Source organism: Asticcacaulis sp. P2_B1, from assembly GCF_056404915.1.
Genome location: NZ_JBFUDD010000011.1, coordinates 1 through 25,190 on the forward strand (window position 1 = coordinate 1; position 25,190 = coordinate 25,190).

At 60.7% G+C, this 25,190-nt stretch carries 14 protein-coding genes; 7 read left to right on the forward strand and 7 right to left on the reverse strand.

Annotated features, from left to right (window positions below; translation table 11 throughout):
• Window positions 1–991, reverse strand: a 991-nt coding sequence (locus tag AC1DX3_RS18740; RefSeq protein WP_476990852.1) for a calcium-binding protein, incomplete at its 3' end; no start/stop codon positions are given.
• Window positions 992–1,197: 206 nt separating this feature from the next.
• Window positions 1,198–2,064: a non-homologous end joining protein Ku gene (ku, locus tag AC1DX3_RS18745; protein WP_476990853.1), complete on the reverse strand. Its 867-nt coding sequence runs from the start codon at window positions 2,062–2,064 to the stop codon at window positions 1,198–1,200.
• A 515-nt stretch (window positions 2,065–2,579) separates the two neighbouring features.
• On the opposite strand from ku, the gene AC1DX3_RS18750 reads away from it, so the two are divergent.
• Complete coding sequence (locus AC1DX3_RS18750) at window positions 2,580–3,056, forward strand: terminase small subunit-like protein (RefSeq protein ID WP_476990854.1); 477 nt, start codon at window positions 2,580–2,582, stop codon at window positions 3,054–3,056.
• 200 nt (window positions 3,057–3,256) lie between these two features.
• Complete coding sequence (locus AC1DX3_RS18755) at window positions 3,257–5,374, forward strand: family 43 glycosylhydrolase (RefSeq protein ID WP_476990855.1); 2,118 nt, start codon at window positions 3,257–3,259, stop codon at window positions 5,372–5,374.
• Window positions 5,375–5,377: 3 nt separating this feature from the next.
• Here the strand turns inward: AC1DX3_RS18755 and AC1DX3_RS18760 are convergent, their stop codons facing one another.
• The 3 genes from AC1DX3_RS18760 to AC1DX3_RS18770 are packed head-to-tail and all read right to left on the reverse strand — an operon-like array spanning window position 5,378 to window position 10,424.
• Window positions 5,378–6,112, reverse strand: a complete 735-nt coding sequence (locus tag AC1DX3_RS18760; RefSeq protein ID WP_476990856.1) for a FadR/GntR family transcriptional regulator — start codon at window positions 6,110–6,112, stop codon at window positions 5,378–5,380.
• Between the two features lie 20 nt (window positions 6,113–6,132).
• Window positions 6,133–8,019: an Svx/AvrXca family virulence/avirulence protein gene (locus tag AC1DX3_RS18765; RefSeq protein ID WP_476990857.1), complete on the reverse strand. Its 1,887-nt coding sequence runs from the start codon at window positions 8,017–8,019 to the stop codon at window positions 6,133–6,135.
• Between the two features lie 8 nt (window positions 8,020–8,027).
• Window positions 8,028–10,424, reverse strand: coding sequence for a beta-L-arabinofuranosidase domain-containing protein (locus tag AC1DX3_RS18770; protein WP_476990858.1), 2,397 nt, complete (start codon window positions 10,422–10,424; stop codon window positions 8,028–8,030).
• 430 nt (window positions 10,425–10,854) lie between these two features.
• Between AC1DX3_RS18770 and AC1DX3_RS18775 the strand changes: the two genes are divergently transcribed.
• The gene (locus AC1DX3_RS18775; protein WP_476990859.1) at window positions 10,855–13,626 is read left to right on the forward strand and encodes a TonB-dependent receptor; all 2,772 of its coding nucleotides are present in this window, start codon (window positions 10,855–10,857) and stop codon (window positions 13,624–13,626) included.
• 113 nt (window positions 13,627–13,739) lie between these two features.
• Here AC1DX3_RS18775 and AC1DX3_RS18780 read toward each other — a convergent pair whose 3' ends face one another.
• Window positions 13,740–15,257: a tryptophan halogenase family protein gene (locus AC1DX3_RS18780; RefSeq protein ID WP_476990860.1), complete on the reverse strand. Its 1,518-nt coding sequence runs from the start codon at window positions 15,255–15,257 to the stop codon at window positions 13,740–13,742.
• 176 nt (window positions 15,258–15,433) lie between these two features.
• Here AC1DX3_RS18780 and AC1DX3_RS18785 point away from each other — a divergent pair, with 176 nt between their 5' ends.
• From AC1DX3_RS18785 to AC1DX3_RS18795, 3 genes are all read left to right on the forward strand, one after another.
• Window positions 15,434–15,979: a hypothetical protein gene (locus AC1DX3_RS18785; protein ID WP_476990861.1), complete on the forward strand. Its 546-nt coding sequence runs from the start codon at window positions 15,434–15,436 to the stop codon at window positions 15,977–15,979.
• A gap of 87 nt (window positions 15,980–16,066) precedes the next feature.
• The gene (locus AC1DX3_RS18790; protein ID WP_476990862.1) at window positions 16,067–18,346 is read left to right on the forward strand and encodes a S9 family peptidase; all 2,280 of its coding nucleotides are present in this window, start codon (window positions 16,067–16,069) and stop codon (window positions 18,344–18,346) included.
• A gap of 69 nt (window positions 18,347–18,415) precedes the next feature.
• The gene (locus AC1DX3_RS18795; RefSeq protein ID WP_476990863.1) at window positions 18,416–20,296 is read left to right on the forward strand and encodes a peptide MFS transporter; all 1,881 of its coding nucleotides are present in this window, start codon (window positions 18,416–18,418) and stop codon (window positions 20,294–20,296) included.
• Here the strand turns inward: AC1DX3_RS18795 and AC1DX3_RS18800 are convergent.
• Entirely contained in the window at window positions 20,291–21,811 is a 1,521-nt protein-coding gene (locus AC1DX3_RS18800; RefSeq protein ID WP_476990864.1) for a glycoside hydrolase family 27 protein, read from the reverse strand. The genes AC1DX3_RS18795 and AC1DX3_RS18800 overlap by 6 nt on opposite strands.
• Window positions 21,812–22,386: 575 nt before the next feature.
• Between AC1DX3_RS18800 and AC1DX3_RS18805 the strand changes: the two genes are divergently transcribed.
• A complete protein-coding gene (locus AC1DX3_RS18805; RefSeq protein WP_476990865.1) occupies window positions 22,387–25,179 on the forward strand; it encodes a DUF5695 domain-containing protein in 2,793 nt (930 codons plus the stop codon).
• Window positions 25,180–25,190: the final 11 nt, after the last annotated feature.

Consider the following 25,190-nt stretch of genomic DNA (forward strand, 5'->3'; position numbering starts at 1 on the left):
GGTCGCGATACTTCGAACCGGACAGGCCGTCATCGAGGTGCCCGCCGATCATCACAACAGGATCGAGCGACCAATAGTCGTAGATATGGGTGGACGCCGATGCGAAGATACGCGCGTCCGTCTCGGCCGAGCCGTCGAGATAGCGCACCTCGGAGATTTGCCCGGTCGTACCGGCGGCGAAGGTCTCGTCGGCCAGGGTGATGCGGATGGCGTGCGGCACATAGGGTGTAGTTTTGGAATCGATATAGTACATCGATCCGCCGATATATTCGATGCCGGTGATACCCGCCGTGCTGCCGCTATATTCATTGAACAGGACGGTATCGATGCCCGCGCCGCCGTCGATCTGGAAAGCGGTGCCAAGCTGGATCGTGAAAGTGTCGTCACCATCATCGCCATAGAACTGCGCGTGGGAACCTTTGAAGCTGTCATTGCCAGTGCCGCCATGGGCCGTGCCGCCACTGGACATGTCGATGACGTCGTTGCCGTCATCGCCCCACACCGTGACGGCCGTATAGGTCCCTCCGCTTGACCCGATCGTGTCGTCGCCCGCCCCGCCGTGCAGGACCGCGGTGTCGTAGCCGGTTAGCCTGTCCTTGCCGTCGCCGCCCCACACCACATCATTGCCGCCGCCGCTGTTGATGACGTCGTCACCCAGCCCGCCGTTCAAGGTATCGTCACCCAGCCCGCCGGTAATCGTATCGATGCCGTCGCTGCCGGTGATCGTGTCGTTGCCGTCGTCGCCCGCCAAGGTATTGGCGCCGCTACCCGATACGGTCAGGGTATCGTTGCCCGTGCCGCCATAGAGCTTGTTGTTGCCGACGCCGCCGTCCAGCGTGTCGTTGTCCTCATTGCCATTGAGCGTATCGTCGCCGTCGCCGCCTTCCAGCAGGTCGTCGCCCGCCAGCCCGTTCAACGTGTCATCGCCACCCAGGCCGATAAGATGATCCGGGCCATCGGTACCGGTCAGGACGTCGTTCGCGCCGCTCATGACAAATTTCCCTGTTCTGCCGCCCGTCGCCTGGCGCAAGCGGCAATTTTGCCTATCTTAGATCATTCAGCCATGGCGTTAAACTCAATTCCACGCGCGTTCCGTTCGGCTTCGTCGCCCCCGCCACGGCTCGATAAGCCCTGAAACCGCTGGCTGGAGCGATAAGCCTGGCTGCGAGGCGACCTAAAGCCCTTCTGCGCAGCGGGCTAACCAGCCTTGCGGCGAGTCACCGCCTTCGTCTTCGCGGGTTTCCCTTTGTCCGCTGCAACGGGTTCTGCGCCATCGTTGGCGGCTGGCGCCGGCCCGCCGTCGCGGAGGCTGGCCCGCAACGCATCCATCAGATTGACCACCTTGGCCGTCGGCCGTTCCGTCGGGATAACCGGCTCGCGCTTCTCTATCCTTGAGTCAACCAGTTCCTTCAATGCATCGGTATAGCGGTCGTGGAACTCCTCCGGCGCGAACGCCCCGATCTTGCGCTTGATCAATTGGGTGGCCAAATCCTTTTCGTCGGCGTCAACCTTGGTGTCCTTGATATCGCCGAAGACAAAGCCGCTTTTCTTGATCTCATCGGCATAATGCAGGGTCTCCAGCAACAGGCCCGGCCCGCACGGCTTGACGGCGCATAACCGCTCACTGCCCGAAATGACGATCTGCCCCAGGCCCATGACCTTGGCATCGCGCATGGCGTCGCGGATGACGCTGAACGTCGCCAGATCGCCCTTGCCGGACGGCGCCAGGTAATAGGGGGTGTCGAAATAGACCGCGTCCACGGCGTCATAGGGCACGAAGCGCACCAACTCCATGGCCTTGCTGGATGGGATTTTGAGGTCCTTGATCTCGTCCGGCTCGAACAGGACATATTCGCCCTTCTCGACCTCATAGCCCTTGACGATATCGTCGCGGTCGACCTCGACATCACCGGCGACCAGCTTTTGCCGCACCCGCTCGCCGGTCGGTTTGTAAATCTGGTGAAAGGCGATCTTGCCCTTCGCATCGATCGCCGTGAACATCTCCACCGAGAGGGAGACCAGCGACACGCGAATGGTGCCGCTCCAATAGGGCCGTACTGCCATGATAGCCTCGCGTTTTTCGAGGAAGAGGCCGTCAGCATATCTCCGGCGCGATAAGTTTTCAGTAGGCAACCGGGGTGGGAATCCTAATGAGACACGGTTACGGCGTCCGCGGCCGGCGCCCATAACCTGTCGGATTGAGCCATATATCGGGCAAAAACACACAAACCGGGTCGGATAAATGGGTGGAAATGGGTGGAATCCCGCACCCATGGCCGATAAGTCTGTCGAGCGCGGCACTTTCCCCCCCCACCAGAGGCGAACGGCGCGTGATCCGGTCCGTTTTAACTGTGCAAATCCTGCGCGAAACGTGCAGATATGCCCCAATAATAGCCGCAAACCACCGCTGCGGCGTCAAAACAGGCCCGGAATCGACCGCATTTTCACCGATTTCGCCCGCAAACATCGTTGGCCAGGCATCATCGTTCCGAAAAATAGTAAATAAGTTTATATTTCGTAGCTTTCCTCTTGACATGGCATCCTGAAATCCCCACGCTTCTCACCCTCAGGAAACAGCCATGCCCGAACAATTCAAAAAGCGCTCCGAAAGGCGTCAAAGCCGTATCCGCAAAACCCGGCCGCCAGCGGGCTATTGCCCGGCTATCGGCAACCGCATTTGCGAAATCCTCCAAACCTCCTGTCGCAGCCTGGATTCCATCGCCGAGTCCGAAGACGGCATGCCGAACGTTCGCACCCTCTACCGCTGGCTGGACCAGGATGCTGGCTTTCGCCGCCAATATACCCTGGCTCGTCAAACCCAGGTCCACAACCTCCTCGACGACTGCCTGGAGATCGCCGATGACGACGCCGGTGACCTCACCGAACGCGAAACCGCCGATGGTCAACCCTATTGGGTCCCCAACCCGGTCCATCTCGCCCGCGCCAAGCAGCGCATTTCCTGGCGTATGCAGCTACTGACCGGGCTGTCGCCCAAAAAATATTATGACTGTACGGGGCCGACCCATGCTGACACGGTTCACGATGACCCGAAATGACGCCAGTAAATGAAGTAGCTTCCGACTTCCCTATGCAGACCCCCTACCGTCTCATGCTGACATATTTCACGCCGACCGGAAATGTCCGCCAATCTTCAAGATAAATCCTGCGATCCTCAATTCGCGAATTGCCTTCAAGAATTGTATATCGTATAAAATATTACACAATAATCGGACTTCAGGAGAGCCTTATGCCGCCCATGCGCCTTACCTTGTTTGCGGCGGTTTCCGTCCTGGCCCTCACGGCCGGCCAGGCTTATGCTCAAACAGATACCGGCGTGGCGGCGACTGTTAAGGTACCTGCCACCGCCATGCCATGGGACTTGACGGCCAATCCGCACTTCACCTACGGCAAGGGCGACGGCACTCCGCCGGCCGCCACCTCCGTCACCGTCGGCCAAAAGTTGCAAATCCTGGCGCAAGGATCGACCACCACGGTCGCCGACGGCGGTACCTTCGGTCCGGAAGGCCAAACCGACTTCATTACTGACGACAAGCCCGGCAATTCCGGCGCCTGGTTCCCCAGCAAATATATCGACCCCGTCGACTATCCGACCCAGCTCAACGAACTGATCGGCGCCTTTGTCGACGCCACCGGCCGCCTGGTCGCCGAACCCTTCCCGATCGGCGCCGGCTATCACGGCATCGTCCCCGACCGCGCCGTAAGCCTGGTCTTCGGCATCAATGACGACATCTACAGCGACAATACCGGCGAGATTGCCGTCACCGTCACCCCTGTGACCGAGTTCGCCGACCTGACCCAGGCTAAAGCCACCCAGGCCCCAACTGCCAAACCGGCCCTGCCGCCTTATCCGGCGACCCCGCCCCAACCCATCACCATCCACGCCGACCACAATCCCATCGTCTCCGACGGCAGCTTCTATTCCACCGACCCGGCGCCCATCGTCGTCGGCGACACCCTCTATATCATGACCGGCCGCGACGAAGCCCCCAAGGGCGTCAACGACTTCATCATGAACGAGTGGCAATTGCTGGCGACCAATGACGTGGCGTCGGGCGACTGGAAACTCTATCCCCACCTGCTGGCGCCGGAAAAGGTCTTTGCCTGGGCCGAGCCCGCCCGCGCCTATGCCGGCCAGATCATCCAGGGCTTGGACAAGCGCTTCTACCTCTATGCCCCGGTCCTGGAAGCCAGTTGCGGCAAGCCGGATTGCTTCGGCGTCGGTGTCGCCGTCGCCGACAGCCCCCTCGGCCCTTGGGTCGACGCCCACCCGGCCGGCCCCATCGTCTCGCAATCGACACCGTCGCCCAACGATATCCAGAACATCGACCCAACCCCCTTCGTCGATGATGACGGCCGCGTCTATCTCTATTGGGGCACGTTCGGCCAGATGCGCGCGCTGGAACTCAACAGCGACATGGTCACGCCGAAAACCGCGGAAGTCGAGGTCCACGGCCTGAAAGGCTTTTTCGAAGCCTCCTGGCTGTTCAAGCGCAACGGCACCTATTATCTCGCCTATGCCGGCAACTCGACTGACCCAAAGGACAACTGCACCCCGGCCGTCTACCACGCCTGTATCGCCTACGGCACGGCGCCGTCGCCCATGGGCCCGTGGACCTATCAGGGCGTCGTCCTGCCCGTCGTCTCCTCGACCACCTCGCACCCGGGCTTTGTCCAGTTCAAGGGCAAGTGGTACATCGCCTACCACACCGCCGGCGCCAAAGACGGCGGCCATTTCCGCCGCAGCGTCGCCATCGACGAGGTCAAGTGGGACGACAGCGTCACGCCCGCCCGAATGATCGAAGTCACCCCGACCCCGGCCGCGGCCACCGCCTTGCCACCGCAACGCAACATCGCTCCCGCCGCCCACAGCCAGGCCTCGAACCAGCCGATCCCCGTCCAATACTGGATCAAGGCGCTGAACGACGGCATTGTCGAGGAATCACCCCTGCCGCCCGACATGTGGGGCACGTGGAACGGCAACAATCCGCCCAAACCGTGGATTCAATATAGCTGGGATGCGCCGGTCACCCTCAACGGCGCGCGCATCTATTTCTTCAACGACCAACCGGCCGGCTCCGGCGTCGGCGTCGCCGTCCCCAAGGCCTGGCATCTGGAATATCTCAACGCCGGCAAATGGCAGGCGATCGCCGGCACCTACCCCACTGAAAGCGGCCAATTCAACGAGGTCAGCTTCGCCCCGGTCAGCACCACCTGCCTGCGTGCCGTCTTCGACGCTTCGACGGCGGACGGCACCTATGCCGGCGTCGGCGTCCAGGAATGGGAAGCCCTGGCCCCCACCGCCCAACCCGTCACCCTCGCCACCGGCGACAGCAAAGGCTGTAAGGTTAACTAATACCTATGTCATGGACGCGTGGGTATCTTCCAAAGCCAGTAACAACAAGGTCGTCGCTGCACTCCGCGCCGCTTCCGGATCCTGCACCCGGATGGCATCCAATAACCGCACGTGGTCGGGGATCGGATCTCGCGGCAAGGCCCGGTCGCGTTGCTTGAACAGGGTCGTCCAGCGGATCGCCGCCCCGATCCCGCTCGACAGCGAAATCAGCGCCTCATTGTGCGTGGCCGACAGGATCAGATCGTGGAAATGCCGGTCGGCCGCCCGGCCTTCCTCGGTCGCCAAAGTCGCCGACCGCATGGTGACCAAAGACAGCTCCATCCCGGCCAACTGACCCGGCGTCCGCCGCCGCGCCGCCATAGCCGCCGCCGCCGGCTCCACCACCATCCGCAGTTCGAACAGGTCGTTGATAAAGCTTTCGCTCGGCGCCGACTCGAAAAACCACGCCAGAATATCCGGATCCATCAGGTTCCACGACGACCGCGGGCTGACCACGGTTCCGGCCTTGCGCCGGCTGACCAGCAAGCCCTTGGCCATCAACATCCGCGTCGCCTCGCGATAGGCCGACCGCGAAATATGCAGGCGCTCGGACGCCTCCATCTCCGTCGGCAGCTTCTCGCCCGGCAGGTACTTCCCGGAGACGATCGCCATGCCCAGGTCCCGTGCGGCCCCACTGTGCACCAGGCGCAGTTCGGGCTCTGGTGCATCGGCATTGTCGAACTTGCTCTGGATCGTCATGGCGAAATCTCCTCGGAGTTTTAATTCCACGTGTAATCGGGCTTGGCGGTGACCTCGGGGACCGGCGCGGTCAAATCGCCGCCCTTGGCAGGATCGGTCATGCTCGACTGATCGACAAAGCCGTAATAGACCCCCTTGGTCAGGGTCGGCCCGCCGCGCATCTCGACATCGCCCAGCACCTGGGCCGTACCGCCGATGACCGTGCCCGGTTCGAACGCGCCGATGCCCTTGAAGATGGTCTTGACGACGCCGTGATCCTTGACCGTCACACCGTCCGAAATGACGCTGAGCGCCCCGACCACGGCGTCATCCTGGACCGTGCCGCCGGTGACGATGGCGTGGTCCTCGATGCGCGCATGGCCGGTGACCGTACCGCCCAGGACGCGGGCATAGGGTCCGACATAAGCGCTGGCGTCGACATGGGCGCTGTTCGACACCCAACCGCCGCCATTGCTGTGGCGATGACCGCCTGCTGGATCGGTTGCGCCGGCCTCGAAACTCTGGGGCATGGCGCCGTCCAGCTCCACCATCCACGGATAGCGGTAAATGCTGTAATAGGCTTGATCCCATTGGATTTTCTGCATGGCGGAAGGCGCACCGACCACCACCATATAGACCGCCTTGTCGCCGGCCTTCAGCGGGAAGACCATCTCGCCGTCAGCCCCACCGACGATCGGGCTGAGCCGCGACTGGCCGTCGGCGCCGATGGCCACCACGCCCCACCGCCAGTCGGAATGCGGCGCGCCGATACTGGCCGGCTCGTTCTCCAGACCGGGCAGGGAGGCCACGGCCGAAGCCGTTTGCACGACACCGCGGAACTTGACGTCGATCTTGGTGGCGCCGGCATCGGGGATCAGCTGCACGATATTATAGCCCCAACGCTGCGGCGCCCAGGCTTCGGGCACGGCAAAGCGATGCCTGGCAAGGTCCACCGGATCCAGAGCGGTCACCCGCAAAGCCCGATCGCCGTCGCGCGAATCCATCGAACCGTACTTGGCGCGGTACAACGCACCTTCGTCATGGCCGTCCGGATCGATATAGTCCCAATTGACATTGCTGAGCGCCCAATCGCCGAAGACGTCGTTGAGCTGGTCGATGCTCCAGCCCTGATTGCGCGCCAGGACGGTGAACGGATCCTCGTCGGTATAGCCCGGCTGATCGGGCTTCAGCGACTTGGTCCAGATGTCGTTGACCGCCTTGTAACCGAAGCTGTCCTTGAGGAATTCGAAGAACTGCCAATTGCAGTACCGGTCGCGCGTCGAGCCGTAATAGAGGTGCGGATAATTGACCAGCATTTCCGAGCAGTGGACCTCGGTCTTGTGATACTCGTCCGTCTGATGCGCCATCCAGTTGGCGTGGCTTTCCCACATCCAGCCGCTATAGATCGAGTCGCGCAAGCCGCGCGTCGAGCCCTGCAAGGCGTGGTCGAATTCGTGCGCCAGGCCCCAATGGTCCTTCAACGCCAAGGGCCCGATCCACATGCCCATATCGCGCTCGCCCGTCGGCCCACCCGTTAATCCAAAACTCGGGTCGAGATTGACATTGGCCTTGTGCTTGGCGGCCGTGTCGCAGAACGGTTCGGTAAACCCGATCCGGCCCATATAGGTCGCCCAGATCACCTCCAACGCCTTGCCGCCGTCGATGGCGTCCGCCATCGTGACGTCGCCGGCCTTCCAGCGGAAGGCGAAGTGGGCGGTCTCGTACTGGACAGGCTGCTCGGTCGCCGGATCGGCCGAGACGACCGACCATGTGCCGGCGACACAGGCCGCGGCCGGCGGCGTCACGGGCGGTGTCACCGGAGGCGTGGCGGCATTGGCGGAACCACCACCGCCCCCGCAGCCGGTCAGGCCCATGACGGCAGGAAGCAGGGCCAGGAACGCGCAGGATTTTAGCAGGCGATGTCGCATGAAGTCTCTCAGATGGTCGGGGAAGCGTTAAGGGAAGCGGGGCCGGCGGTGAACAGGCGCAGGCCGAAGATCATGCCGGTAGAGCGGTTCTCCTGGGGCTGCAGCTTGATCAGGACCTGGCTCTTGCCGGTGGTGAAGCTCTCCGGCACAGGATAGGTCTCGTCGAAGAACTGACCGGGATGCGGCGCCTTTTCGTGGACGACCGAGGTCAGTTTCTGACCGTCGATCAGGATATCGAAGCCRCAACGGTCATCACCCCAGTAGGTCGCCTGCAATTCCAGCGGTCCGGCCGGCTTGCTATCACGCGATACTTTCATGATGAAGGACATATAACCGCCCTGGCGAGCGTCGCGGCCGTTGCGCCCGCGATAGGTGCCGGGCCACGACACGTCCGATTGCAGATCGTGGTCGCGTTCGGCCTGCATTTCCCCAAGATACATGACGTCGACCGAACGCGCCGCCAAATCGCGTTGCCGCGCCTGTTCGGCCGTGAAGGCGGCCTCCTGCACCTGCCAGTCGGCATCGCTGAAACGGTTGAAATAGACGGCGCTGCGTCGTTCATACTGGCCATAAAACGGTACGATATCGAGCGCGCCCGGCCGCCCGACGCCTTCGGTGCGGTAGACGGCCTTCTCGGCCGCGACCGGCTTGAAGCCGCCCAGGATATCGCTGCCCACCAGGGCCGGATCGGCGCCCGCCCACGGCTTGTCCGACGGACCGAGATCTGCCGCCATGACCATCGGGCCGCGCAAAACGGCGACGAGGCCCGGATTGTCGCTGGTCGCCTCCATGCGCAAATCCAATGGCAGGGATAAGGCGACGACATCGCCGACCTGCCAGACGCGATCGATCATCAAATAGCCCTGGCCACTTGTGGTCACGACCGATTTGCCGTTGACCGTAACCGTCGCCGTTTTCGCCCAACCCGGCACCCGCAGGGCTACCGTCAACCGCGTCGGCCGCCGCAGACCGGTCACGGACAGCTTTACATCTCCATCATAGGGATAGCCGGTGTCGAGCCGAACCTTGGCGCCCTTATCGGTCCAATTGGCGGTCGCCGGGATATAGAGATTGACGAACAGCTTATCGCCGGCGGTCCAGAAGATCGAGTCGGCGTGCTTGGCGTGGCTCTCCATGCCGGTGCCATGGCAGCAAGTCCAATTGTCGACCGGATCGGAAAATTCGCGCGCCGCCCCGGTGAACAGGGGCGTCATATAGCTGAACATGCCGGTCTTCGGGTTCTGCTGCGCCATGACATGGTTGAGATGGGCGCGCTCATAATAGTCGAAATAGCTGGCATCCGGCGCCCAGGCATAGAGCTGCCGGGTCAGTTTCATCATGTTATAGGTGGCGCAATGCTCGCACGTCGCCTCGGTGATGTGCTTCGAGATGGTGTCTGGCTCGAAGAAATATTCGCGGTCGCCATTGCCGCCGATGACGAAGCTATGGTGCCCCGTCACGCGCTGCCAGAAGAAGGAGGACGCCGTGCGGTAATCTTCCTTGCCGCTGACCTCGTAAAGCCGCGCCAGACCCAGGATCTTCGGGATATTGGTGTTGGAGTGGTGGTTGGCCAGGATGTCCTGCCTGGCCGTCAGCGGATCGAGGACCTTCTTGTGATAAAGGCGCTCGCTCAGGCGCAACCACCGTGCATCATGGGTGCGGCTATAGAGCTCGGCGAAACTGTCATTGATGCCGCCGTGCTCGCAATCCAGCACCTGCTGAACCTGATCGTCATTAAGCGCTGCGAACACCTTGTCGATATAGCCACCCAGCGCCACGCCGACCGCAATGGCCTTGTCATGGCCGCACCAGGTCTGGACGTCGAACAAGCCACTATAAAGCTTGTGCCAGTTATAGAGCGGGACCCAGCAGCCGTTGAGGTCGAAGCCGGCCGAACTGATATCGCCGGCCATGATTTCGGGGAAGATCTCCTTGCCGTCGACAACCGTGCCATCCTTGCGCCGTCGCAGGAAACCGGCGACATAACCATCGCCTTGCATCCCCTGGATCAGAGCCAATTCATCGATGACATAGGCTGCGCGATCCTTCAGCACCGGATTGTCGGTCTGGGCGTACATCAGCGCAATGGCGGAGAGATAGTGCCCCAGGCTGTGACCGGCGATCGTATCCTGCTCCCAGCCACCATAGGCCTCGGCCTTGGGCTTGAGACCGGCGCCGCTACGGAAATTATGCAGGAAGCGATCCGGATCGAGCGTCAGGAGGTAGCGCTCATTGACATCGACCGCCGTCTTGTAAGGCGAGGGCAAGAGTCGCACCTGCGTCAACGGCAAAGGCGCGATGGCAGTCGCCTCGGCGGCCTCAGCATTGCGGCTGATAAGTGTAAAAACCGTCGCAGTAGCGGCGCCGGCCAGCAGCCCGCGGCGGTTCGTATACGGTATAGGCATGACGTTTATCTCCGCTTGGCATTATTTTAGTATACGATATACGCACGTTTTGCAAGAAACATGTCCGACAAAAACGTCAAAATTTCCGCTATTTTATGCGAATTGTTCGACTGTGCGGTCGTAAATTCTCGATGAAGTTCGCTGCAATGCAGCAACAATTTGGCGTGGCATGACGTTGTTATACAGTCTCATCTCCTTGCAATACAACAGATTTACCAATCATTGTGACGGCGCCATCGCCGACCTGGGGCAAAATCCGATGACGATTGAAAAATGCAGGCGAAAAACGTTGCATTTATGACACGCGTATTTGTCCTATTAATAAAAACGCCGTGAAAACGTCGTATATCGTATAAAATATTTTGACGACGCCCCTTTTTCGATGCAGACCTAAGCTCACCATAAAATGCCATAATCAAGGGGACTAAAAATGAAGACGACATCGTCGAAACGTTGGTTATTCGCCGCGACGGGCCTTGCGGCCGTCATCATGTGCTCGCCAGCCCTGGCCCAGGAAGCCGCCACACAGGCGGCACCAACGGACACTGCGGCCGCCCCGCCGCCCGACGGCGTTGAGGCGGTCGTCATCGTCAAAGGTATCCGTGGCAGTATCAAGACGGCCGCCGACCGCAAGCGCAAGTCGAAGCAAATCGTCGATTCCGTCGATGCCGAAGACGTCGGCAAGCTGCCGGATAACAATGTCGTCGAGGCCCTGGCCCACGTCACCGGCGTTCAGATTACCCGCGCACGCGGCGAAGGCGAAAGCCTGATGATCCGCGGACAGGGCGATATCCAGACGACCCTGAACGGCGCCCCCAATGCCTCCGGCGCGGGCCGTACGGCGTCGCTGAATGACATTCCGGCCGAACTGTTGAAATCCGTTCAGGTCTACAAGACCCGTACGGCCGACCAGGTCGAAGGCGGTATCGGTGGTACGGTGAACGTTGAGCTGCGTCGTCCTTTGGATCTGAAGAAGGGCTGGACGTTCGCGGGCAGCATACGCAACGTTTACGGAAGCATCGGTGATACTGAAAGTCCGTATGCCAGCGCCCTGATTGCCAAGCGTTTCGATACGCCGGTCGGGGAAATGGGCTTCCTGCTCAACCTGTCCTATCAGGAAACAAACTATAACGAAGAATACGTCCAGAGCGAGACGCCGGCGCATTTTTGGTGCTGCGGCACGCAATGGGATTCCGTGCCGCATCAGGCAACGGATATTTCCATCTATCGCGCCCAGTATGGTGTTGAAAGCGGTAAGGTTCGCCGCCCGGCCCTGAATGCTTCCTATCAATGGCGTGTCAACGACAACCTTGATTTCGTCCTCGAAGCCTCATCCTTCTCCGCGACGGAAAATCGCGCCTACAGCGCCCTCAACACCCGTATCAAGGATAGCCCCGGCGTCCTGTCGAATGTCGTCTTTGGCCCGGACGGCAACACCATTACTTCGATGACGGTAACGGACCCGAATACTGCCGATGGCGACATTCTCCCGGTCGGCCCCACCTCGCGTGACGACTTCAACAGATCAACCAACACCCGTGTCAATTTCGAAACCCATTGGCATAACGACCGCACCACGGTCACGGCCAGCGTTTATCGCGACAAGAACACCTTCGACAATCAGTGGATTACCCAGACCCTGCGTTTGAAGGGCCTCACGGGCTTCACGATTGATCTGAAGTCACCCAAGGTTCCGGGCGGCGGACCTTTCGTCACCTATCTCGGCGCCGACCCCAGCGACGTGAACGACTACGGCGTCAAGGAATTCGAAGACGGTAAAGCCTTTGAGTATAGTACGGAAACAGCGTGGGCTATCGACATGACCCATCGCCTTAGCGACGACAAGTTTTTCCGATCCATTCAGTTGGGTGTCCGTCACACCAACCGCGATGTGGACCGCGCCTACGGGTACCGCTATGCCGGCTTCAACACGCCCGTCGATCTGGCAGTGTTTGCCGGAGGTTTGACGCCTGAGTTGATCCAAAGCGATGTTGGCGGTTCGGATCAGCCGAGCTGGTACCGTATTTCGCGCAACAGTCTGCTGGGGAACTACGATGCTGTCCGCCAGTATCTCCTAACGAACCGCAGCTATAACGGCGGATCCGGCGATTGGGACAAGGAAGTCGTCGATACCGAAAAGTTCCAGGGCAGCTTTACGTCCGATGAAAATACCGCCGCGATTTACGCCCAGTTGAACTACGCCTTCAAGGCATGGGATTATCCGGTTGACGGCACCGTCGGTGTGCGTTCGGTTCACACTTGGGGGCAAAGTACGACGACCAATCAACGTGTGTCTTCGACGGGGCAATTGGAACAGGTTCCGGTTACGACACCGGGCGGCGGTGACGACGTCATGCCCAATGCCAGCGCTATCGTGCACTTTACGTCAAAGCTGCAGATGCACCTGGCCTATGGTGTCAATATCCAGCGTCCGAACTTCATCGATGCCAGTTCATTCGTGTTCTACGATACCAATGGCTGTAAATGCGGTTGGGGCGGTAACCCGGATCTGCGCCCGAACAAGGAGACGAGTTATGATGCCTCGCTCGAATATTATTTCGGACGCGGCGGTGTTATTTCGGCAGCCACCTATCTGAAAAAGCCGGACGGCTTCATCATCTATGGTACGACGCCGCAAGTCTTTGATGGTATCACCTATAATATTAGCCGTCCGATCAATGCCGATGGCGGCGAATTCCAGGGTATCGAACTGAATGCCCAGGGCTTCTTCGACTTCCTGCCGGCGCCATGGAATAATTTCGGTGCCCAGGCGAACTTCACCTATAACACCAAGGCGAAGATCTACTATTCGATGTACAATGGTGCACCGATCACTCAGGAGGAACTCGACACCATCCCGGGCCTGTTCGACGCGCCGAATAACTCGAAGAAGACCTATAACCTGACGCTGTATTACGAAGGGACGAAATTCAGCGCTCGTATCGCCTACAATTACCGCGACACCTGGCGTGCGGGCCTCGATGGTTACTCGCAGATCGGTTACAGTACCTATTTCGAGCCGACCTCGCGACTGGACGCGGCTTTCAACTACACGCCGACACCGCACCTGACGCTTTCGCTGGAAGGCACGAACCTGACCAACGACAATTCGCACACCCATTACGGTGCGAATAACCTGATCCCGGCCGGCGTTCGCGTTGCAGCGCGGACGATACAGCTGAGCGCCCGCTTCCGCTACTAAGCCGGACGCGTGACCACATGAAAGCCCGCCGGGAAACCGGCGGGCTTTTTTTCGTTGAGCAGACGACGAAGAAAGTCTGGCCGACCTTTGCCTCAGCTTACCTTGTCGACAGCTTAGGTGTTGACCAAGGCTGGGGAGGCGCAAACACGCGCGATATAGGCCTCATGCTGCGGCAGGCTGTTCGCCATGGTGGCTGTGCCTTCGCGGACACGCTGCATGCGCCAGCGGAATTCGTCTTCAGGCATCAGGTCGGCCATGGGGTGATACGATTTCGGCATCATACCCTGACCGGCGAGGACGGCGAACCAACTGGCCTCCTTGAACAGCTCCTCGGACTTGACCAGGGATTGGTTATGCTCGGCGAAGCTTTCCATGCGGAAGGCCAGGCTATCGGGAATGTCCATATGACGGCAATAGGACCAGAAGGGCGTATCTTCGCGCGTCGTCACCTTGTAGTGCGCGATGAGGAAATCCTTGACGTTGTCATAGGCCGCCAGCATGTCGCGATTGAAACTGTCGCGTTGGGTCGCGCCGATCCGGGAACGCGGGAAATATCGGATCAGCGTCATGATGGCCTCTTGGGCCAAATGAATCGACGTCGATTCCAGCGGCTCCAGGAAACCGCTCGCCAGGCCGACAGCAATGACATTCTTGTTCCATTGCACCTTGCGGTGGCCTGTGACGAATTTCAATACACGCGGATCGGCCTGGGGCTTGCCATCCAGTCGGCTGAGCAAAAGTTCCCCCGCTTCATTTTCGGACATGAAGCCGTCCGAGAAGATATAGCCGTTGCCCGTGCGGTGTTGGAGAGGTATCCGCCATTGCCAGCCGGCTTCGCGAGCGGTCGAGCTGGTATAGGGCGTGGCGGGGCCGACCTTGTCGCACGGTACGGCGACGGCGCGATTACACGGCAGCCAGTGGCTCCAGTCGGTATAGCCGGTTTTTAGAGTTTCCTCGATAAGCAGGCCGCGGAAGCCGGAGCAATCGATGAACAGGTCTCCGCTCACGCGTGTGCCATCGACCAGGGTGACCGAGGCGATATCTCCGCTATCGCCATGCTGTTCGAGCGAGACGACGCGACCCTCCTTGCGTACCGCGCCATGGGATTCGGCGAGACGGCGCAGGAAACGGGCATAGAGAGCAGCATCGAAATGGAAGGCGTAGTTAAGAACGGGCGCCTGCGGATTGATCTCCTCCATGCGGGCGAAGCGATTGAGGCGCGCGGCCATGGATTGCGTGTTGAACAGGCCGAAATCCTTCGACCCGCCGTTTTGAGCAAAGCGCAGCCAGTATTGGGTGAAGTTCAGCCCGTTCATATCGATGCCGTAGATACCGAACGGGTGGAAATAGTCGCTGCCCGGCGCCGACCAGTTGTGAAAACGAATGCCAAGTTTGAAAGTGGCGTTGGTCTCTTTCATGAACTGGTTCTCGTCGAGGGCCAGCATCTTGTTAAAGGTCTGGATCGTCGGAATCGTCGCTTCGCCGACGCCGACCGTGCCGATCTCGTCGGACTCGATCAAGGTGATCGTATAGCGGCTTGTACCCATGACCTTGGAGAGCGCAGCGGCCGTCATCCATCCGGCCGTGCCGCCGCCGACAATGACAATATCGCGTATTCCACCCGGGTTCATGGCGTCACTATCTCACAGATTTTATAGGCATAACAGCAGATGCCACGGCGAATTTGATCCCAGTTATGCCTGTGGCCGATACCAAGTCAAGTTCTTCGTATACTGTATAAAATATTTGACGATATGACATTTTATGTGGATAGTGGCACGGAACGGCCTTGGCTCGGGAGGGACTTTTGCGGATTTCGAAACTTGCGATCATGACGGCGGTGAGCGCCCTGACCCTCCTGTGGCAACCGGCCCGGGCGGCCGATGTCACGGTCAAGGTGGCGGCGACCGCCATGCCATGGAGCCTCAAGAAAAACAAGGACCTGCCCTTTGGAAAGAACGACGGCACGGCGGCCGCCAGCATCGCCGTCAAGCCCGGCATGTTGCTGCATATGACGGCGACCGGCTCGACGACGACCGTCGCCGGTGGCGGCAGTTTCGATCCCAACGGTCAGTCCGATTTCATTACGGATGATCATGTCGGCGGCTCAGGCATGCCGTTCCCCAGCATGTTCATGAACCATGCCTTCTACCCCACCCATCTCAACGAGCTGGTTGCCGTCTTCGCCGACAGTCATGGCAAGATGGTCAAGTCGCCGTTTCCGATCGGCACCGAAATGACCATTACCGTGCCCGAAGGGGCCGAGCTCCTGCAATTCGGCATTAATGACGACATCTACGCCGACAATAGCGGCGAAATCGTCGTCACCGTGTCACTGCCGGATGCACCGTGATTTTCTTACCCACGCAGGCTGTTCATGGCGGGCAAACCCCCTGCGTCCCCACTGACACATTTTCTCTCCTTTCGAAACGAGCTTGCCGTGCGCTTTAAAGCCCTTCTCCTGACCAGTGTTGTCAACCTGTCACTCCTGACCAGCCACGCCATGGCCGCGCCAGCGCCTGCGCCGTCGATCGCCGATCGCTACGCCACTGCCAATGCCTATGTGAACGGCGGTATCGCCGACAAAGTCGTCGATCTCGACCTGCGGGCGCGCTTCGTCGCCAACGGTACGGCCGTCCTCTACCACCACGGCGCCAAGGGCCAGGGTGCTATCGCTCTGGCGGATGCCGAGACCGGCAAGACCCGTGACCTGGCCAGGGATGCCGATCTCATCCGACTGGTCGCCGCCGCGACCAGGCAACCGCCCGTCGCCGCTGTCATGCCGGCCGATTTTGATCTGGCAACCGGTATCCTGAAATTCACCGCCGGCGGCGACGCTTACAATTACAACATCAAAACACGCGCGGTGAAAGCCGTCCCCGACGAGGCCAAGCCGTCCGAAGGCGTCTTGTCGCCCGACGGCAAGTACCGGGTCGTCCACACCGGCTATAACCTGACCGTGATCGACACCGTCACGGGTGAGAGAACCGACTTGACCGCCGATGGCGATTACGATCATCGCTATGGCATGAACTATCCCCTGTTCGCCGATATGGTCGCCGCCAACAGCGAAACGCCCGACATGCCGGTCAGCGTCCAGTGGTCGCCCGATTCCAAGCAGATCCTGACCTATCGCATGGACCGGAACGGCAGCTATATTTGGCACGGCGTCCAGCCCAATCCGCCGCACAGCCAGTTCCCGCGGTCGTTCGCCTATGTCTATCCGACGGCCGGCGCCGAGTTCGTGCCCCAGGCCGTGCCCATCGTCATCGACGCAGCCAAAACCCTGAAAGACGGCCATCCGGCCATCGAGGAACTGGCCGTGCCATCGCTCTCCCTGTTGTGGCCCGGCGATCCCGACCTCAGCTGGGACGGCAGCCACGTCCTCTACCAATGGACCAAGCGCGGCTACGGTGAAGTCGACGAATACGACATCGATCCGGCCACCAATACCGCCACCATCCGCGTCCACGAAGCGGTCAAGCCGGTCGTCACCGTCACCTCGACTGACATCCGCCCGGCGCCGGAACTCAAGGGCGATCTCGTCATCTCCGAACGCAGCGGCTGGGCCCAGCTCTACTATGTCGCCAAGGGTACCGACCCGTCCGGCGGCCAGGCTCTGACAACCGGTGCCTGGGAAGTCAGCCAGATCGAACATGTCGACGATAAGGGTTTTGTCCTGGTCGACGGCAACGGCCGCGAAGTCGGCGTCAATCCTTATTACAACGGCCTCTACCGCGTCGGCCTTGATGGTGCCATTCGCAATCTGACGCCCGAACCGCTCGATCACAATGTCACGGTCTCCGACAACGGCGCGACCTTTATCGACGTCATGTCAAGTCCGACGACTCCGGCCCGCACCGTGCTGCGCGCCGGCGCCGACGGCCACATCATCGCCGAGCTCGGTCACGCCGATCCGTCGGCCCTGTTGGCCAGTGGCTTCACGCCTCCGGAACAGTTCCAGACGCAATCCGAAGACGGCCAGGTCACGCTCTATGGCGTCATCTATCGCCCGAAGAATTTCGACCCGACGCGCACCTATCCTGTCATCGAATATGTCTATACGGGCCCGACGACCCATATCGACGCGTCGGACTATCGCCAGAGCCTGTCCGGTTCGATCAACGCCATGGCCCAGATCGGCGCCATCGTCGTCACCATCGACGGCCGCGGCACCTCGCAGCGGGGCCAGGCCTTCCGTCTGCCGGCCTTCCAGAACATGGGCGAGGTCGGGATCGACGACCATATCTGGGTGCTAAAGGCGATAAAGGCGAAATATCCCTATTTCGATCTCGACCGCGTCGGTGTCTACGGCCATTCCGCTGGCGGTTACGACACGGCGCGCTTCGTCCTGCGTCGTCCTGACTTCTATAAGGTCGGCATCGCGTCGTCAGGCAATCAGGATCTGCGCCTCGACAAGGCGTGGTGGCCGGAGGTATCGATGGGCCTGGCCGACGATGCCACATGGGAGCGCAACTCCAACGCCTCAGTCGCCGGCAATCTCAAGGGCAAGCTGATGCTGATGCATGGTGATATCGACGACAACGTGCCGATCGCCGCGACCCTGCGCCTTGACAAGGCCCTGATCGACGCCAACAAGCCGCATGAGCTGGTCATTATGCCCAATCGGACGCATGATACCTATACGCCTTATTTCTGGCGCAAGCATTTCGACTACTTCACCGAAAACCTGCTCGGCGAAACGCCGCCGGCTCCATGAGCGCATTCCAAAAAGTGCCTCCCACTTTTTGGATAGATTGCGCGCCAACCAAAGCGAACAAAGGCTGCCATGCTGAACCTGATCTTTATTGCCGGCCTGGTCGTTACTGTGTGCACGGCGGTGCCTGTCTTCCTGCAGATGCGCCAGCATCCGAAAGGCCTGTTCGTCTGCTTCTTCATCGAGATGTGGGAGCGCTTTTCTTTCTACGGTATGCGCGGCCTGCTGATCTATTACCTGACCAAGCATTTCCTGTTCAGCGACAGTCACGCCAGCCAGCAATATGCCTCCTACATGACCTTGATCTACCTGATCCCCCTGGTCGGCGGTCTGATCGCCGACCGCTGGATCGGCACGCGCCGCGCCATCATCTTCGGCGCCGTCCTGCTGGTCGCCGGCCATTGCGGCATGGTGCTGGAAGGCAAGCCTGTCGAACAGAGCCTGACCTATCACAGCCAGACCTACGACTTCGTCCGCCAGGGCACAGAATCGCCGCGCCTGAAGGTCGGGGACGGCCTCTATGCCTGGCATGCCGACGGGCAGGACAACCTCGTCATCGACGGCTTGCCGGCGTCGGCGCCCCTGCCGGCCACCCTGGCCAAGGCCGATTACACTCTCAATCGCGTCGTCGCCACGCCGTGGGCCGAAAGCGCCTTCTACCTGTCGATCTCGCTGATCATCATGGGCGTCGGCTTCCTCAAGCCTAATGTCTCGACGATCGTCGGCCAGCTCTACGGCGATCGCGACCCGCGCCGCGACGCCGGGTTCCAGCTCTACTATTTCGGTATCAATCTCGGCTCGTTCTGGGCCGCGGTCATCTGCGGCTATCTCGGCGAAACCGTCGGTTGGTGGGCAGGTTTCGGCGCCGCAGGCCTTGGTATGGCGGCCGGTCTCATCGGCTTCCTGCTCGGCAAGTCGTGGCTGCAGGGCAGGGGTGAGGCGCCCGATCCCGTCAAGCTGAAAACCAAAATCGCCGGCGTCCTGCCGCGCGACATGATGATCTACCTGCTGGCGATAGCCGGTGTCGGCGTCGTCTATGCCCTGGTCCAGCGCAATTCTATCGTCTTTTTCGTCCTGCTCGGCCTGTCCATCCTTATGCTGGGCTATGTCGTCGTCACCATGATCCGCCGCTTCAACCGGGCACAGAACTTCCGCATCGGCCTCGCCCTGTTGCTCAGTTTCGCCTCGATCGTCTTCTTCACCCTGGAAGAACTGGCCGGCTCGGCGCTCAGTTTGTTTGCCGACCGCAATGTCGATCTCGACCTGGTCAAGGCACCGGTGTGGCTGAACATACTGGGCCAGGATGTCGTCCTGGCGACGCGGTCGCAGCTGGCGGCGATCACCATGCCGGCGCATACCCTATGGATCGATGTCGGCCTGACCGCCGCCCAGACCCAGACCATCAATACCGGCTTCATCCTGATCTTCGCGCCGATCTTCGCCGCCCTGTTCACCTATCTCGGCAAACGCAATGCCGATCCCGATCCGGTCAAAAAGTTCGCTTTCGGCATCGTCGTCACCGGCCTGGGATTCCTCATCCTGGTGTGGGCGGCGCCGTTGCACAACGCCTTATTCCAGTTGCCGCTGATTTTCCTGGTGCTCAACTATATGTTCACGACGATCGGCGAGATGACCGTGTCGCCGGTCGGCCTGTCGCAGCAAACCAAGCTGTCGCCGGCCCTGACGGTTTCGACCATGATGGCCCTGTGGTTCACCGGCACGGCCTGGGCGCAATATCTCGGCGGGCTGATTACCCAAAGCATCGGCTCACTGACCATTGGCGGTCAGGTCGCCGATCCGTCCCAGGCCCTGGCGCGCTCGTTGTCGGTGTTCAACTCTATCGGCATAGCCGTGATCGTCTTCGGCGTGGTCCTGTTCGCCCTGTCCTTCTTCGTCAAGTCGTGGGCGGGCGGCGTCAATGACAGCGAACCCGGCGGCGCCCACGTGCTATGACTTGGCGGGCGTGACCTTTAGCAAGACAACACCGTGTTTCGGTACGGCCAGGGCGTAACCCTTGTCCGCCTTGAGATCGGCATGGTTCCACACATCGCGGATCTTCGCCGGCTTCAGACCCAGCTCGCTCCACGTCACGGCGACATTGGCATCGGTCTCACCACGGTTGAACACCCCGACCGCTGTTGAACCATCGGCCAGTTTCTTCGTCCAGATCTCCGTCGTGCCGTCTTTCTTGGCCGGCAAGCCCTGGGCGCCAGCCTTGTCCTGATCGATGGCCAGGACCTCGCGATTGGTCAGCAGGCTCAGCGTTTCGGGCGTCATGGTGCGCACATCATTGCCCAGCATCAGCGGCGCCGCCATCAGCGACCACAGGCTCATATGGGTCTTGTATTCGTCGAAGCTCATCCCGCCGTTGCCGATTTCCAGCATATCGGGATCGTTCCACCCGCCCGGACCGGTATGGTTAGGCACGCCGTTTTTGTCGAAGCCGATGGTCGCCATGGTCGCGTACTTGTCTTCGATATCGCCGGTCGTGCGCCACAGACTGCCGCCGACATCGCGGCCCCAGGACCCGACATCGAAGCGGCCATATTCGCACAGACTGTACATGATCGGCCGGCCGGCGGCGACAATGGCTTCCCCCATCTGCTGATAGACGGCCCGAACGGTTTCCGGCGTGTGATAAAAGGCCTCGCCTGAACACAGGTCGTATTTGAGATAATCGATGCCCCACGCGGCATAGGTTCTGGCGTCCTGCTCGACATGGCCGTAGGAGCCTTCATAGCCGGCGCACGACTTCGGCCCCGGCGATGTATAGATGCCGAGTTTCAGCCCTCGGCTGTGGACATAGTCAGCCAGGGCCTTCATGTCGGGAAATTTCTCATTGGGTTGCAGAACGCCGTCCTTATCGCGTTGCCCCTGCCAGCCGTCGTCGATATTGACATAGACGTAGCCGGCGTCGCGCAGCCCGGAACTGACCAGGCTGTCGGCTATCTGGCGTACCGTCTTGTCGTCGATATCGGTGGCGAACTTGTTCCATGAACTCCAGCCCATGGGTGGCGTGGCGCCCGGAACCATCGCCTTGACCGTGCGGGGAGCGGGCAGGGGGAAGGTCGGGAAATCGAGCGCCTTGACCTCCGCGTCGCTGCCCGAATGCGCCGGTAAATCGAAGATGGCATCCCATACCTGGCCCTTCATGCGGATGCGATCACCGTCCTTGGTCAGGGTGATGGGATATTCCGGCACGCGCATATTGCCGTTGAACAGGTGGAAACTCAGCTTGTCGCCGTCGATATAGATGTCCTTCAACGGCAGGTCGCCGTACCAGTGCGAGGTCACCGTGCCGCTATATTGACCGTTCTGCTCGCTGACGACGATGCGCGTAAAGCCCGGCATGTCGGGCGTTTCGTCGAACACCCAGGCGCCGGTCGGCGGTGCTGCCACGGCGGCCGACGCCATGGCTGTCGAGGCCATCAGGGCGGAGACGAGGAGACGCGGCAACCACGTTTTCATGGAATTTATCCTTATAAATCGTATACCGTATTCATAGATTAGGATTTACGAATGCGCAAGGCGCGACATTGAAGCCGTGTGGCGGGCGTTTTAAGGGAAGATTGTCCGCAGGTTGCGCAGATTACGCAGATTTTTCAGTGCCTTGATAATTGATCCAGGCAGCCGAACCGCATTGATAATGACCGCTGCGCGGCGGCCCGTGACCAACCACCTACACGACCCTTGCCGATAGAGCACTGAAAAATCTGCGTAATCTGCGCAATCTGCGGACAAGCCTTCCTTCGATTTCCGCCACCCGCCCATGAAATCGTATAATTTATAATTGACGCCCTCGCGCGATCGTGCTTTTAATGTAACCCTTATGGGCAATGCCGTTCCGCGGAAGGCGGCGCTGTCCGGCGGTCGTTTTCGGGTTCGGCCGCTGCAAGTTTATTCCGGACTAATCCCGCGCTGCGGCCTCCCTCCTGGCGAATGGGACCACCTTGAAGCGTCCGTCGGGCAGACGGCCTGGAATGGCCTCCCCGGCGGACTTTTTTTATCAGGGCACGACAATGGGTTCACGGAGTCCGGCCACCATGACACGATCTTTCCTGACACAGCTCCGCTGCCATGCCTGCATCGCCGCGCTTGGCTCTGCCCTGTTGGGTACCGCCGCGCCCCACGTCCTGGCCGATCCGGCGGCCGCGATCCAGCCGTGGAACAGCCCCGACGCCGCGACGACCCTCTTTGAAACGCGCGACTTCATGCTGTCGCTGCAATCGACCTCCCAGACCCTGGTGTCGTTGGCGCCGAAATCTGCCAAGGACGGCTTCGACTTCGCCCCCTCCAACCGCTTTACCCAACGCCTCGGCGACGGCGCCTATCGCCTCGGCGATCTCGACCTGCGAATGCGGCCTGTCGGCGCCAGCGAATGGAGCGACTATTCCACTGCCTATCATCGCATGGCCGTTAAACCGCTAATGGTCAGGGGCGCCCTGGCCGCCGCCGATATCACAGCCTCGCTGGGCGCGGGCTTTCCGCTCAAGGTGACGCGCACCTGGGCCACGGTCGACGGCAAACTGGCCATGCGCTTCACCCTGACCAATCCGGGCAAGACCGCCGTCGAAATCGGCGGCTTGGGCCTGCCCATGGTCTTCGACAATATCATCAGCGGCCGCGACCTTAACGAAGCCCACGAAACGGCGTCTTTCTACGATCCCTATGTCGGCCGTGACGGCGGCTACCTCCAGGTCGCGCGCCTCAACGGCGCTGGGCCTACCCTGTTGGTCGTGCCGGAAAAGAATACGCCGTTCGAACTCTACAAACCGATCCTCAATACGCGTAACCCGGACAAATCGCTGAAGATCTACAGCGATCCCGAACCGCGCAACATGACCTTCGAAGGTTTTTACGACTGGATGGTCACCGCCAAGGGTTTCGCCGACACCGACTGGAAAGGCGTCGAGCAGTGGAACGCGACCACCAGCCTGACGCTGAAACCGGGCGAAAGCCGCACCATCGGCGTGCAGTTCGTGCTGTCGCCATCGGTTCGCGCCATCGAACCGACCCTGATGAAGGATCATCGTCCCGTCGTCGTCGGCCTGCCGGGCTATGTCGTGCCGACCGATATGGACGTCTCGCTGTTCGTCCATTCGGCCAGCCCGGTCAATTCTATTACCGTCGAACCCGCTGGCGCGCTCGATATCGGCGCGGCAGAACCGGTCAAGGACGGCTGGATCAAATATGTCCTTCACGGCAAAACCGATGGCCGCGCCCGCCTGACCCTGACCTATGGCGACGGCTCCGTCCAGACCGTCCACTATCTCGTCACCAAGCCGGAACAGCAGGTTGTCGCCGACATGGGCCACTTCCTGACGACAAAGCAGTGGTACGACAACCCGGGTGACCTGTTCCACCGTAGCCCGTCGATCATGGGCTACGACCGCGATGACAATACGATCATCACCCAGGACCATCGCGTCTGGATCGCCGGCTTGAGCGACGAAGGCGGCGCCGGCTCGTGGCTGGCCACCATCATGAAGCAGCTCGACAATCCGTCGCCGGACGAGGTCGCCAAGTTCGAGACCTTCGCCGATACCACTCTTTGGGGACATCTCCAGGTCTCTGAGGGCGAGCACATCTACGGCGTCCATAAGAGCCTGTTCTATTACGATCCCGACCACATGCCGGCCGGCACCTACGATCCCGCTCTCGACTGGAAGACCTGGTCGGCCTGGAGCCCCACCGACGCCGCCGATCTCGGCCGCTCGTTCAACTATGTCCACGTCGCCGCCGCCTGGTGGACGCTTTATCGCCTGGGCCGCTACCACGAAGGCCTTGAAACCCAAGGCACCTGGCACGACTATCTCACGCGCGCCGGCGGTACGATCGAAGGCATGATGCGCGATGCGCCCTACTACACCCAGTTCGGCCAGATGGAGGGCAGTGTCTTCGTCGCCATTCTGAACGACCTCAAGCGCGAAGGCCGGGACGATCCGGCCATGGCCGCCGAAGCCGCCAAGATCGAGACTCTGATGAAGGGCCGCGCCGACGCCTGGTCCAAGGAAAAATACCCGTTCGGCTCGGAAATGCCGTGGGATTCGACCGGCCAGACCGAGGTCTATGAATGGATGCGCTATTTCGGTTACGATGCTCAGGCGGCCGCCACGCGCGAAGTCATCCTGGCCTATGACCCGACCATCCCAAGCTGGGGCTATAATGGCTCGGCTCGCCGCTTCTGGGACTTCCTGTACGCTGGCAAGACGTCGCGGATCGAACGGCAACTGCACCACTACGGCTCATCGAACAACGCGCTGCCCTTGTTCGATTCCTATCGCCGCGACCCCAGTGATTTTCATTTGCTGCGCGTCGCCTATGGCGGCCTGATGGGCAGTCTGAGCAATATCGACTCCGAAGGTTTCGGCTCGGCCGCTTTCCACTCCTTCCCGGACATGATGAAGTTCGACGCCATCAACGGCGATTACGGCATGAGTTTCTTCGCCCAAGCCTATGGCGCCGCCAGCTACCTCACCAACGACCCGACTTTCGGCTGGGTCGGCATGGGCGGCAATGTCAGCCAGGCCGGCCAGGTGGTGACCCTGCAACCCAAGGACAGCGCCCGGTCGCGCGTCTTTATTGCACCGGCCGGCCTGTGGCTGACCCTCGATGCCGGCAAGTTCGCCGCCGTCACCTATGACCCGGCCTCGGGCAAGGTGACGGTGACCCTGGATCCGGCCGACGTCCACACGCCCCAGGCCTGGCTGGACGTTGAGACGACTACGAAAGACGGCAAACCCTACACAGCCGATGCGCCTGTGCAACGCGGCGCCTATGTCGTCAAACTCGGTACAAATGAAACCACTCTTGAGCTAACGCCTAAAGCCGACTAAACCTCGTCAGG

Excerpts from the sequence above, each read along its gene's own strand:
- AC1DX3_RS18795 (WP_476990863.1), top strand. The coding sequence starts at position 18,416 with ATGCTGAACCTGATCTTTATTGCCGGCCTGGTCGTTACTGTGTGCACG.
- AC1DX3_RS18760 (WP_476990856.1), bottom strand. The coding sequence starts at position 6,112 with ATGACGATCCAGAGCAAGTTCGACAATGCCGATGCACCAGAGCCCGAA.
- AC1DX3_RS18755 (WP_476990855.1), top strand. The coding sequence starts at position 3,257 with ATGCGCCTTACCTTGTTTGCGGCGGTTTCCGTCCTGGCCCTCACGGCC.
- AC1DX3_RS18765 (WP_476990857.1), bottom strand. The coding sequence starts at position 8,019 with ATGCGACATCGCCTGCTAAAATCCTGCGCGTTCCTGGCCCTGCTTCCT.
- AC1DX3_RS18780 (WP_476990860.1), bottom strand. The coding sequence starts at position 15,257 with ATGAACCCGGGTGGAATACGCGATATTGTCATTGTCGGCGGCGGCACG.
- AC1DX3_RS18805 (WP_476990865.1), top strand. The coding sequence starts at position 22,387 with ATGACACGATCTTTCCTGACACAGCTCCGCTGCCATGCCTGCATCGCC.
- ku (WP_476990853.1), bottom strand. The coding sequence starts at position 2,064 with ATGGCAGTACGGCCCTATTGGAGCGGCACCATTCGCGTGTCGCTGGTC.
- AC1DX3_RS18775 (WP_476990859.1), top strand. The coding sequence starts at position 10,855 with ATGAAGACGACATCGTCGAAACGTTGGTTATTCGCCGCGACGGGCCTT.
- AC1DX3_RS18800 (WP_476990864.1), bottom strand. The coding sequence starts at position 21,811 with ATGAAAACGTGGTTGCCGCGTCTCCTCGTCTCCGCCCTGATGGCCTCG.
- AC1DX3_RS18750 (WP_476990854.1), top strand. The coding sequence starts at position 2,580 with ATGCCCGAACAATTCAAAAAGCGCTCCGAAAGGCGTCAAAGCCGTATC.